This window comes from Crocinitomix algicola (assembly GCF_001661595.2).
Taxonomy (GTDB): Bacteria; Bacteroidota; Bacteroidia; order Flavobacteriales_D; family Crocinitomicaceae; genus Crocinitomix; species Crocinitomix algicola.
Map to the genome: position 1 here is coordinate 285680 of NZ_LYPF02000001.1, position 12905 is coordinate 298584.

A 12905-nucleotide genomic window follows, 5' to 3' on the forward strand; every position below is an offset into this window, starting at 1 on the left:
ATGAAAAATATATTATTTACATTCTTGGCTTTTATATGTTTTCAAGGTTTTAGTCAAGAAAAATTAACTGTTTTCCAAGCTATCGAAAAAGCTTTAAAAAACAATTTTGATATACAGCTTATAGAACGGAATTATGAAGTGAGTAAGTTGCAAAACTCATGGGGACAAGCCGGAATGCTTCCAACTTTTTCAATAAACGTAGCTAACACTGCGACTTTACAAGACAATACAAATAATCCAGCTACCTTTTTTCCTGGGGTTGTGTTTAGCGATAACTTGCAGCCTTCTTTAAACATGAATTGGACAGTTTTTAACGGTTTTGGAATTCGTATTAATAAACAAAAATTTGATCAATTAGAAGCTCAAACTAAGGGGAATGCTATAGTCATTATTGAAAATACGATCTACGATGTAATACTGGCTTACTACACTGCTGTTGTGCAAGAAAGAAAACTATCAGTTCTTGCAGAGTTACTGAAATACTCTAAATCAAAATTGAATTACAACCAAGTTAAAAGCAATATGGGAGTTGGTACGAGTTTCGATTATTTAGAATTCGAAAATCAAGTGTATAATGATTCGTCCAACTATTTATTGCAAGAACTTGCTTATTATAACGCGCAAAGGAACTTAAACTTAATTTTATCTGAAGCTCCTGATGTACGTTATGAGTTTACCGATTCATTGGAATTTAATTCACAAGAAACCACTTACCAAGAACTTTTAAATAAAATGGTGAGTAACAATCAAAACCTAAAGAATCAGTACATTAATTATGAATTACAAGCCTTAAACCTTAAAGCTAAGCGAAGCGCTTACTATCCTGTTGTATCGTTAAGTCTGGGCTCAACACCTGCGGTTGGTTATTTTAGACTATTTGGTGATGAAGGCTTTTCATCATCCACTAATTCTTTAACATACAACGGTTCTATTAATTTAAAATACGACATTTTTCAAGGGTGGAACCGTAAACGAAACACAGAGATAGCTGCTATACAGGTAGATATAGCGGAAATTGAAATTACACAATTAAAAAACAATTTGGAGCATCAATTAAGTGGATTTTTTGATTTGTATCAAACCAGAACAAAAGTGGAAAAAATGGCCTTGTTACAAGTTGGAAATGCCAAAAAATTATGGAGACTGGGAAAAGATAAATACGATTTAGGATTAATCAATATTTTCAATTTGAACGATATTAAATTAGCATACGAACAAGCAATTCTCTCTTATTATGATCGTCTTTTTGAACTTCTAGAAAGTCATTATAATCTTATGAGAATTTCTGGAGATATCTCGCAAGAATTCAATATACCTGCTAATATTGATTAGGATAGGTTTCTTTGGCTAATTTCTTTGTGAATTTCGATTCAGCCTTTATTTTTGCAAGAATGAAGCTCGCGTTAAAATTCATACTCCTACTTTTTCTGATTCCAATCTTTGGACATAGTCAAATCGTAAATATTGAAAACAAGCGCCTATCTGCAAAAAAAGAAGGATTCTCAGGTTCGTTAGATGTACATGGGAATTTCACTGTAAATACCAAAACGCTACTGCAATTCGGTACAGCAGTTAAACTGGCTTATTTAAAAGGTAAACATTACGCCCTTATCCTTGGTGATCAAACCATTGTAAAATCGGGAGACGAATCGTTCATAAATAAGGGGTTCGAACATTTAAGGTATAATTTTCAATTCAAAGATTCAGGACGCGTTGTATATGAAGCTTATCACCAGGGACAGTTTAACAAAGTGCAACGAATAAATATGCGATTATTATTGGGTACGGGATTTCGTTTTTTAGTACTTGATCAAAACAATTATCAACTAAATTTAGGTTCAGGTTTTATGGGAGAATATGAAGAATTAATTGAAGGTGGCAATAGTACTGATATTTTATCCGCGAATTATATCTCTTTCGACGGGCAGTTTTTTGATAATTTTGGTATGAATACAATCACCTATTTTCAACCCAAATTAGCCGATTGGGGGAACTATCGTATCTCCAATGAAACCTCTTTACGTTTTCGGTTTAATCAGCATTTAACCTTTAAACTTGTTTATCAACTAGCCCATGATTCTCGCGATATTGAAGGAGTAAGAAAAACGAATTATGCGATTAAAAATACCTTGAGTTTTAATTTTTAAGTTCTAACTTAAGGTATCTTGATGTTTCAGTTTTATATTTTTCAACAAATTCTTCAGGTGTTCCTGAACCAACGATTTCTCCTCCATGTCTACCACCATCAGGACCGACGTCAATAATATAATCAGCCACTTTAACAATATCCAAATTATGTTCAATAACTAATATTGTATTACCTTCATCTGCTAAACGTTGCAGAACATTTAACAGCATTTGAATATCATCAAAATGCAATCCTGTCGAAGGTTCATCTAAAATATAAATGGTTTTACCCGTGCTCTTTTTCGATAATTCCGTAGCTAATTTGACACGTTGTGCTTCACCTCCTGAAATTGTTGTTGAAGCTTGACCTAGTCTAATGTATCCGAGACCTACAGAATTTAAGGTATCTAGTTTTCGTTTAATTTTTGGGATATTTTCGAAGAACACTGCGGCATCTTCAATTGTCATTTCAAGCACATCATTGATATTCTTCCCTTTATAGCGAACTTCTAGTGTTTCACGGTTATAACGTTTTCCTTGACAATCTTCGCATGAAACATAAACATCAGGAAGAAAATTCATTTCAATTACACGTAATCCTCCTCCCTTACATGTTTCGCAACGGCCCCCTTTCACATTAAAACTGAATCGTCCTGGTTTATAACCTCTTATTTTTGATTCATTAATGTTTGCGAATAAGGTTCTTATTTCAGTAAAAAGACCTGTATAGGTTGCCGGGTTAGATCGTGGGGTTCGTCCAATTGGCGATTGATCAATATCAATCACTTTATCTACGAATTCAAGTCCTTTAATCTTTTTGTAGGGTAATGGCTTTTTTACTCCATTATAAATATGAGCATTTAAAACAGGATACAAGGTCTGGTTGATTAAAGAAGATTTACCACTCCCTGAAACTCCAGTAACACATACAAATTTACCTAATGGAATCTTTAAATCAACTGACTTTAAGTTATGTCCACTAGCTCCTGTTAGCTCTAAAAACTTGCCTGATCCCTTTCGCCTTTTTTTGGGGACTTCTATTGATTTTTTTCCTAACAAGTATTCTGCCGTTCTACTCCCATTCGCTTTTAGTTCTTTTAAAGTGCTAGCCGCAACAATTTTTCCACCATGAATTCCGGCTTTTGGACCAATATCTACAATGAAATCTGCAGCCTCCATCATTTCTTTATCATGTTCCACCACTATTACAGAATTTCCACCATCCCTCAAACGTTCTAACGAATTAATCAACCTTGTGTTGTCCCTTTGATGCAATCCAATACTCGGTTCATCAAGTATATATAAAACATTGACCAATTCTGAACCTATCTGCGTCGCAAGACGAATTCGTTGTGCCTCTCCCCCGCTCAAACTCGCTGATGACCTGTTCAATGTTAGATAATGTAAACCAACATCCATTAAAAAACGAATTCGATTATTTATTTCTTTAAGAATTTCACGCCCAATCGTAAGTTGCTTGTCTGATAATTGGTCATTTAACTCTTGAAACCACACTTGTAAATCAACGAGGTCCATTCCTGCCAATTCACCAATACTTTTTTCGGCAATTTTAAAATAATCAGCTTCAGATTTTAACCGTGTCCCATTGCATTGGTCGCAGACGATTTTATTCATAAAATTATCTAACCAACGCTTTGCAGAAGGACTAGGAGAATCAGTATAATGTCGACTTAAAAAATTCGCAATACCTTCAAAAGAAAAATTTTGATTTTTATCGTCAATCACCAAAACTTGTTCAAAACCAAATAAAATCTTATTTAAAACTTCATCATTCAATTTTTCAATCGGATCAGTCGTTTTGAATCCAAAGGCATTTAATATTGTCTCGATTTTATTTCCAACCCAGTCATTTTTTAGTTTTCCCAAAGGTTCAATCCCTCCTTTTTTTATGGACAACTTAGGGTCTGGAATCACTTTCTCTATATCAATTTCAGAAATCATTCCCAAACCATTACATTTTGGACACGCTCCGTAAGGCGAATTAAAAGAAAATAGATTAGGTTCTGGTTCTACATACGAAATTCCTGTTGTAGGACACATTAAAAATCGACTAAACTGATGGATTTCACCCGATTCGTAATTTTGAACCATCATCACATCTTGGCCATACTTTAAGGCAACTTGAACAGCTTGAGCTACTCTATTCCGATGATCATTTGTGACATGTATACGATCAATTACAATCTCAATATCATGTATTTTATAACGGTCAACCCGCATTCCAGGAGTTATATCAAGTAACTCACCGTCTACACGAACTTTAGCAAATCCAGATTTACCAATTTGTTCAAACAGTTCTCTGTAATGACCTTTTCGACCTTTAACTTTTGGGGCAAGAACAATTATTTTTTGATCTTCAAATTGCTCTAGAATTAAATCAATAATTTGCTGATCAGTATACTTTACCATTTTTTCGCCCGTATTATACGAATACGCATCGGCAACTCTGGCGTATAGTAAACGCATGAAATCGTAGACTTCTGTAACAGTTCCAACCGTTGATCGAGGACTTCGATTGACCGTTTTTTGTTCGATTGAAATAACAGGTGACAATCCTCTAATTTCGTCAACATCCGGACGCTCTAAACCTCCTAAAAACTGTCTTGCATATGCCGAAAAGGTTTCTAAATATCTTCGTTGACCTTCGGCGAAAATGGTGTCAAAAGCTAAAGATGATTTTCCCGAACCACTCAATCCGGTAAACACAACCAGTTGATTTCTTGGTATTTTTAGGTCTATATTTTTTAGATTGTGCACTTTTGCACCATAAATCTCAATAAATTCTTCTTGTGATAAGTCCTTCGCCATGCGCTTCAAAATATGGCTTGAAATTAATCATAATCGGATGAATGAAGGGACAGAAAGGTGTTATTTTTTTCGTTTTTTGTCCTTTGGAACTAGTTTAAAAATAGTTAGTAGGATTGTAAATATATATATCCATACCAATACCAGTGCAAAGGAGTTTTTAGGAATATATTTAGCAACATTTAAGGAAATTAAGCATGAAATAATTCCGAGAATAATAAAAACATAAGCAACTTGTCGATCACTAAAACCCTTGTAAAATAAAGTGTGGGTGGTATGATCTTTACCTCCGACGGCAGGTGACTGGCCTCTTCGGACTCTCCTTATTACTACAAATATCGTATCGATAATTGGAACCGAAAAAGTAATTACTACTAATGTAAAATTAGAAACAATAGAGTAATCGTTAACGTTAATACCATTGTTCCACAATAGTTTTATCGAATAGTAAGCGAGAAACATGCCTAAGAATTGTGACCCAGTATCGCCCATGAACATTTTAGAAGGGTTCCAATTGAAAATTAAAAAACTACACAATGAGCCTAAAATAGCGATAAGAAGGAAATAATCAACATTATCCAAGAAACTAAAAGGAACAGCTATTCCAATCATTGAGAGAATGATAAATATACTCGCAACAGTAGAAATTGCGTCCATATTATCAAGCATATTAATTGAATTCATAATTGCCACTACCCAGAAAACTGTTGCGAAATAATTGAACCATTCCCATGGAAACAAATCAATTTGATTATCTGTAAAAATTAATAATACACCACAGGCTATTTGCGCCAAGAACTTTATTTTAGGCCTGGTATCGTAGGCGTCATCAGACAAACCAAGAAGAAATGCCAAAGACATTGCGCAAAACACTCCAAGTAGAGATTTATTTTGGAAAACATCAGACTCGCCAAAAATAATAGCATAGAGCATAAAGCTCATCAGATAAGTAATATAAAAACTAATACCACCTAATGAAGGTTTAGATATGCTACTCCATCGAATTTCAAGGTGATTTTTGTTTCTTATTCCTAAAGTTCGAGAAAACCTTAAGAAGAAGACATTTATAATTAAAGAAAGTAAGAATGCACCTCCAAAAAACAGTAAAATATTGGCAAAAGACAATAGCATTAAGTATAGACTTAGAAAGGTGATTTAAACTCTTTGAAAGGAATTTCAACTTTATCTTTTTCAGACAAAATAGGTTCTGAAACAATTCCCCAATCGATATTTAAGTCTTGATCGTTCCAATTTAGCCCGCCTTCACTTTTTTGATCATATACATTTGTACATTTATAACTGAAAATGGTGTCATCTTCTAATGTCAGAAAGCCATGGGCAAATCCAGGGGGTATCCAAAACATCAATTTGTTAGCTTCAGTTAATTCCACTTTGACATATTTACCATACGTCCTTGAATTCTTCCTGATATCAACAGCAACATCCAAGACTGCACCTTTTATAACACGAACGAGTTTACCCTGCTCAAAAGGTGGGGCTTGAAAATGTAAACCACGTAAAACATTTTTTTTAGAGAAAGACTCATTATCTTGTAAAAACCGTACATTCAAACCGAACAGGTCATTAATCTTATTTTGTTGATACGATTCAAAAAAGTAACCGCGTTCATCCTCAAAAACTCGTGGTTTGATAAGCATTGGTCCATCAATGTCAAATGTTTTTTCTGTAATCATTTTTTCCTAATGCGACCAATAAGGCCTTTTTTTGTGGGTTCCTCCTGTTCGTAATAATATCCATAGCCATAACCATAGCTACTTTTGTTTGCTTCAACACCGTTGAGAACAACAAATAATTTTGAAATCATTTTGGTATCCAATAACTCTGCTACTCGTTCAGTAAAATTACGTTTTGAATAATTTGCCCTAAATACATAGATTGGACAATCTGCTTTATTCATAATTAAAGTTCCATCAGACACCACTCCAATAGGAGGATTATCAATTAAAATCAAGTCGTATTCTGTTTTGAACTCTTTTAATAAATTATCCAAGTCACCTCGAATTATAAGCTCTGAAGGATTAGGAGGAATTGGTCCGGCGGTAATAAAATCAAGACCTTCCAAGTCGCTATTTCTCAAACCTTCCTTCCAAGGTAGTTTACCTGCGAAAATAGAACTCATGCCAACATCATTATCGACATTAAACCCGAGATGCACCTTGGGTTTTCTCAAATCTAAATCTATCACCAGTACTTTTTTACCTGATAGCGCAAAAATTCCAGCTAAATTCAACGCTACAAACGTTTTACCTTCTCCGGAAATTGAAGATGAAATCGCAACTACATTGGATTGATCTTCTTTGAGAATAAACTGCATATTTGATCGAATATGCCTACAGCTTTCAGCTAAATTTGATTTTGGCTCATTACCTACGATCAATGTTGAATTTTCAATTTCTGTTTTAACTTTCGGAATGATGCCTAAGAAACCTGCCCTATTTGGTAGGATCTTTTTTAATTCATCTGGACTTTGAATATCATTAAATCTTAAGTATTTAAACAAAATAATAATTATACCTACCAGCAGGGCCATGACGAATAATCCGACATAAACTAGCTTTCTATTCGGCGATATCAAGTTCGCTGTAGACGGTGCTTGAAGAACCATATTATTCGTAGTGTACCCGGCCTTCGAAATAGAGTATTGCGTTTTCTTTTCAATTAATAAGGAATAATACTTCTCGTTTAAATTAAACATTCTGTTCAAACGAGACAATTCCATTTCTTTCTCTGGAATACCGTACAGTTGTGATTCTAACCCGTATATTCTATCTTGTAAACTAGATTTTTTAAATCGTAATTGCTCTTTAATAGAGGCGATAGAACGATTAATGTTTTCTGATTTTGTCTCAATCTTACGATTAAGCTTTTTAATACGGTCATGCTGTCCGGTTAAACCATAGGAAACATCCTCTCTTTCAACTAATAAATCATGTAAGGCATTCAATTCAACCAATATTATACTTTCAAAATGAGAACCAGAAACTGCAGGCATTAGCTTGTATATTTCTAATCTTTCATTTTTCTGAATAGTCTTTTCAACCTCAGAAATCAGCTCATAATCTAAGTCGACCTCCAAAAGATCATTTTGCAATTCAGTAGTTTGTTGCAAGATCCGCTGTGAAAATAAGGAAGGGTCCCCTACTTTATTACTATCCTTGAAGGATTGTATTTTAAATTCAGATTCTTTTAATTGAATAAACGCGGTGTCTAATTGTTCATTGATGAAATTCAAGATATTCGCCGAACTTTGACTTTTCTTGTCCAAATCATATTCAAAAAAAGTACGAATTACGGAGGATACAACATCTGAGGCTAATTTTGGGTTATTACTCTTAAAATCAATTTTAATGGTCTTCGCTTCTCCGTTTAATATATAAACATTAAGATTAGCGTGTAATCGTTTCGTTAACGATTCATAATCATTTAGTACAAAGTATAACGTGTTTTCATCAATACTTGAGTTAAATTGTTCAGGTTTATCGATTTTAAAGATCAGGCTAAAATCCTCATTAGCCACTGGTTCATCTGGTCGTAACTCCATTTGATGTAGTTCGCCCTTATGCTGATAAGAAATAACATATTTATCATTGTTTTTTTTAAGATAAATCGGGGTACTAATTAAAGTAGAGTCATATAGTTCCAATAATGTAATGTGGTAAGAGGAAAGTAAGTACTTCTCTTCAGTTAATATTTCACCTTCAGAATAGTATGAAATATTTAAATTGAGGTTCCTTAACGCTTTCTCAAGTAAAAAAGTGGAACGCAATAATTCGACATCCTCAGACAAACTCCCTTCTCTCTCAAACCCTTCGATATCTAACACCCTTTTACCTTCATCTTGCGAGCTCCTTTGAATGGTTGCGTTTGAAGCAAAAACTGGTTTTGTATAGCGTAGGTACAAATATCCCGAAGATATCGCAAGTACCATCAATAAAGGGAAAACAAGCCAATACCTTTTTAATACACTCCATAAAATAGAAGAATCAAACTCTTTATTTAAGGCAAACTTTTTGGTATTTAGATGGTTTTCTTTCAATTCTTTCTTTTATTGTAATGCATTAATTACGGAAATTACAATTGCAGCACTCGAAATTAATGAAACAATTGGAGCAACTTCCTCTAAAATTTCTTTTCCAATCTCTGGTACAGGCTCAATATAGATATAATCATTCCCCTGTACAAAAATATCGGTATATTCTAAACCTTCAATAGTCGAAAGATCAATATTGTAAACTTCTCTTCTTCCCTCTTCATTCTTTCTCATCAATTTGATTTTTGAAGCACGCCCTCTTTCTGCAATTCCTCCAGCAAGAGCAATAGCCTCCATCAATGTCGTATTGTTATTTGCCAAATAAAGAACACTTGCATCTCCACCGTTACCTGGAAAAACAATCACTCTTTTGTTTGTTACTGTAATTTGAACAAAAGGATCATTGTATAAGGTGCCATAAGCCTCCACCAAATAATTTTCTGCATCACGAACAGTCATTCCAACCAAGTTAACCATTCCTACAGAAGGTAAATTTACAAGGGAATCTTTTTGGATCACATAATTCAACGTATTATTTAGGTTTAACCTACGATTTTGGCCATCCTCATCTGGCATAGTGAGATCAAGGATAACTTGGCCTTTATTTGTAAAAAAACTAAATTGTATGATATCATTTACATCAAGGCGATACTCATCTTTTGTAGGATTCAGACTATCGATATTGGCAAATTCATAATCCTTTTGTGTCTTCAACATCAAATTACTATTCACTCCGCAACTCTGAACCAATGCCAAAATTATAATTGATGTTAGTATAAAAAGATTTTTTCTCATGCTTATTTTTTTTTTATTCAATAAGTCCCTGTACAGGACCTCCATATCTTTACAAAGTCGGTTGTAGTGAAACTTTTGGTTTACATTTTCCCAACCGTTTTCCGCCATCTCCTTTCTTAATTCTTCATCCTCTACAAGCAAAAGTAATGCTTTTGCGTAATTTTCAGCGTCAAACTCTCTAGTTATTATGCCGGTCTTTCCATCCTCAACTATATCTCGCACACCTCCAACATCTGTGGACACAACAGGAACACCGGATGCTTGAGCTTCAATTAGACTTACGGGTGTTCCTTCATTAAACGAACTAAGCGCAACAATATCCAATCCTGGTAAGACTTGTGAAACATCTTTAATCCATGAAGTAAAAACAAAACTAATGTTCGAATTGTCTGGAAAACATTTCACTTTAGTTTGAATTGAAGCTTTTAATTCACCATCGCCGATAAAAAAAACTTTAATTTTTCTTTTTGTTAACTCAGCTAAAACTGCAATGGAATCAACAAATCCGTTATGATTTTTAATTGGTGCAAACCTGCCAATTAAACCAATAGCAATAACATCATCTTTGACATCATAATGATTACGAAAGTTACGCCGTTTTTCGTCTTTATTTTCATTGAATTTATTTAAATCGAAACCCAATGGAATAACTTTTACTTTTTCTTTTTTTACAATGCGATGCGTCTCTGACAACTCTTTCGATTGTAAATGAGAAATGGCAACAATAGCATCAGATTTTTTTGCTAGATATCGTTCAACTAACTTATAGATATTTGTTTTTATACGCCCAAAATAGGAATGAAAAACATGGCCATGAAAAGTATGCACAATGACTGGAACATTTTCTTTATAGGCTGCATATCGTCCTATTGCTCCAGATTTTGAAGCATGTGTATGAACAATGTCTGGCCGATAAGCCTTTATGATTCTTCGAATTTCTTTGTAAGCTTTTCGGTCAGATTTAAAATTAATTTCGCGGACCATCGTATCGACTAGCTCCGGCTTGAGTCCATACTTTTGGGGAATAAACAGCGCATCGCCCTCGTGCTCCTCTTTCCCTCCACCTATCAATTTTGTCTCAAAATCTTCTGCTAAAAACTTGGATAAAAAAGTAACGTTATATGTTGGTCCTCCTAAGTTAAAGCGATTTATAATGCGCAAAACTTTAATCATTTTTTTTCGAAATAAGCAAATTAAAACCCAAAAATAACATTATTGCTTAATTATAAACTGTTGGTACCAATGTTGAAATACAATTAATGACCAAACTAAGTAAATTCGATCTCCAAAGTCTTTACTTCCCCACGTTTCTTTTAATTCGTTAATTTTTGCATAATCAAATAACCCTTGTTTATCTATAAAGCTAGCAGTAAACAAATGGCCATTTAATATTGAACTAATCTCTTCGTTTAACCAAGCTTTTATAGGAATTTCGAAGCCTTTTTTTGAACGATTTAGAACTGAATCTGGAAGTACATCTTTAAAGGTTTCTTTTAGAATATGCTTGCCTGAATAATTATTAAATTTATACTCTAAAGGAATACTATTTGCTAAATCAACCATATCCCAAGACAGAAAAGGCGTTCTAACCTCTAATCCGTGAGCCATGCTCATCAAATCAACTTTTTTCAACATATCATTTGGCAATACCAATTTTTGATCTGCTTGTAAATGAGCATCTTCTTGTCCCCAATCAACAGAATAAGGAAATTCAACATGTTGAAACTCTTTTAGTAGTTCTTTTCTATCCGTTTCACTAATAAAATTACACCAATTCCAATAGCGTTGAGCCGAAGTTAAATTCAATCCATTATTAAATTTCTGAATTTTGCGATTTAAATCACCAATTTTATTAGATCGATTGAGAGGAAGTGGCTTAAGAAAAGTTGCAAGAAGGTTTAAGGCCAGTTTTTCACTTTTCTTTAAATTTTGCATTCGATATTCTGCAGAATGTTTGCGATATCCGCCAAATAGTTCATCAGCACCATCTCCGCTTAAAGCAACTTTAACTTCACGACTTGTTTTTTGGGATAAAATATACATGGCGAAAGCTGAGGAATCAGCAAATGGTTCATCAATAGAATTTAAAAAAGAAGTGAAATTTTGTTTAAAATCATCCTTGGATAATTTAAATACAGTGTGCTGACTACCAATCTTTTTAGCTACATCATTTGCATAATTAGTTTCATCAAAATACGGAACATCAAATCCGACGGAAAACGTTTTTAGATCTGGTTTTAATTTAATCGCAATCGCAGCAATTATCGAAGAATCAATCCCCCCGCTAAGAAAGCATCCAAGTGGAACATCTGCAATAAGTCTATTGCTTACACTTTTTGTTAAAACCGACCTTAATCGTTGACTATAATCTTCAAAACTCAGAGAGTTTGGATGATTATTTCTTTCTTTAAAGAAGAAACTACAACTCTCCTCCTTATTTAACAAAATTGCTTCTCCGGGAAAGACTTTTTTTACTTTAGATAATATTGAATAAGGAGCTGGAATATAGGTCAAACCAAAGTAATAATTAATAGCCTTGTGGTTCAGGTCGATCTCAGTATCAAAAGAGAACAAAGGGGAAAGTTCAGAACTAAATATAAATTTGTCCTCATCTTCATAGCAGTATAATGGTTTGATACCGATCCCATCACGTGCAACGATTAATTCGTTTGTATAATGATCATAGAAAACTAGCGCAAAAAAACCGTCAAGCATGTTCAACCCTTTTTTACCGAACTTTATTAAGATATGCAGCAGTACTTCAGTATCTGCGTCAGTTTTATAATCAATTTGCGGTAACTTATTCCTTAACTCTCTGTAATTGTAGATTTCACCATTGAATATCAAGGCGTAACGACCGTCATTCGAACAAAAAGGCTGATTGGCTCGTGGATTTGGATCTAAAATTGAAAGACGAGCGTGACCTAATTGAACATTGGCATAAGTTTTGAAGCTTAAATTATCTGGGCCTCTATGTTGCATGACATTTAATGCACTATTCATCTGATCGTCTGAAAAGACATTCGATTTATTTTTAGCCCATATTCCTATTATACCGCACAAAGTAATTAATTTTGAACGCAAATATAATTGAATCGCCATAGCT

At 33.9% G+C, this 12905-nt stretch carries 8 protein-coding genes; 2 read left to right on the forward strand and 6 right to left on the reverse strand.

Features of this window, described 5'->3' with window-relative positions:
- Both A8143_RS01225 and A8143_RS01230 read left to right on the forward strand, forming a co-directional pair.
- Positions 1-1332, forward strand: coding sequence for a TolC family protein (locus A8143_RS01225; RefSeq protein WP_139134234.1), 1332 nt, complete (start codon positions 1-3; stop codon positions 1330-1332).
- Positions 1333-1391: 59 nt separating this feature from the next.
- On the forward strand, positions 1392-2147 hold the full coding sequence (locus tag A8143_RS01230; protein WP_070137198.1) for a DUF481 domain-containing protein: 756 nt from the start codon (positions 1392-1394) through the stop codon (positions 2145-2147).
- Here the strand turns inward: A8143_RS01230 and uvrA are convergent.
- The 6 genes from uvrA to asnB are packed head-to-tail and all read right to left on the reverse strand — an operon-like array spanning position 2137 to position 12901.
- Positions 2137-4956 (reverse strand): excinuclease ABC subunit UvrA, encoded by a 2820-nt coding sequence (uvrA, locus tag A8143_RS01235; RefSeq protein WP_070137201.1) that lies wholly within the window; start codon positions 4954-4956, stop codon positions 2137-2139. The genes A8143_RS01230 and uvrA overlap by 11 nt on opposite strands.
- Positions 4957-5016: 60 nt before the next feature.
- Positions 5017-6084, reverse strand: a complete 1068-nt coding sequence (locus A8143_RS01240) for an MraY family glycosyltransferase (protein ID WP_070137203.1) — start codon at positions 6082-6084, stop codon at positions 5017-5019.
- Between the two features lie 11 nt (positions 6085-6095).
- A complete protein-coding gene (rfbC, locus tag A8143_RS01245) occupies positions 6096-6647 on the reverse strand; it encodes a dTDP-4-dehydrorhamnose 3,5-epimerase (protein WP_070137205.1) in 552 nt (183 codons plus the stop codon).
- Positions 6644-9010, reverse strand: coding sequence for an exopolysaccharide transport family protein (locus A8143_RS01250; RefSeq protein ID WP_070137206.1), 2367 nt, complete (start codon positions 9008-9010; stop codon positions 6644-6646). Before A8143_RS01250 ends, rfbC begins: the two co-directional genes overlap by 4 nt.
- Positions 9011-9019: 9 nt before the next feature.
- Entirely contained in the window at positions 9020-10972 is a 1953-nt protein-coding gene (locus tag A8143_RS01255) for a glycosyltransferase (protein WP_070137207.1), read from the reverse strand.
- Positions 10973-11011: 39 nt separating this feature from the next.
- Positions 11012-12901 carry an asparagine synthase (glutamine-hydrolyzing) gene (gene asnB / locus A8143_RS01260; protein ID WP_083261167.1) on the reverse strand — a complete coding sequence of 630 codons (1890 nt, stop codon included), beginning with the start codon at positions 12899-12901 and terminating at the stop codon, positions 11012-11014.
- Positions 12902-12905 lie beyond the last annotated feature (4 nt).

Bases quoted from the DNA above. Each gene is read 5' to 3' on its own strand.
- uvrA (WP_070137201.1), bottom strand. From the start codon at position 4,956: ATGGCGAAGGACTTATCACAAGAAGAATTTATTGAGATTTATGGTGCA.
- A8143_RS01240 (WP_070137203.1), bottom strand. From the start codon at position 6,084: ATGCTATTGTCTTTTGCCAATATTTTACTGTTTTTTGGAGGTGCATTC.
- A8143_RS01225 (WP_139134234.1), top strand. From the start codon at position 1: ATGAAAAATATATTATTTACATTCTTGGCTTTTATATGTTTTCAAGGT.
- asnB (WP_083261167.1), bottom strand. From the start codon at position 12,901: ATGGCGATTCAATTATATTTGCGTTCAAAATTAATTACTTTGTGCGGT.
- rfbC (WP_070137205.1), bottom strand. From the start codon at position 6,647: ATGATTACAGAAAAAACATTTGACATTGATGGACCAATGCTTATCAAA.
- A8143_RS01255 (WP_070137207.1), bottom strand. From the start codon at position 10,972: ATGATTAAAGTTTTGCGCATTATAAATCGCTTTAACTTAGGAGGACCA.
- A8143_RS01230 (WP_070137198.1), top strand. From the start codon at position 1,392: ATGAAGCTCGCGTTAAAATTCATACTCCTACTTTTTCTGATTCCAATC.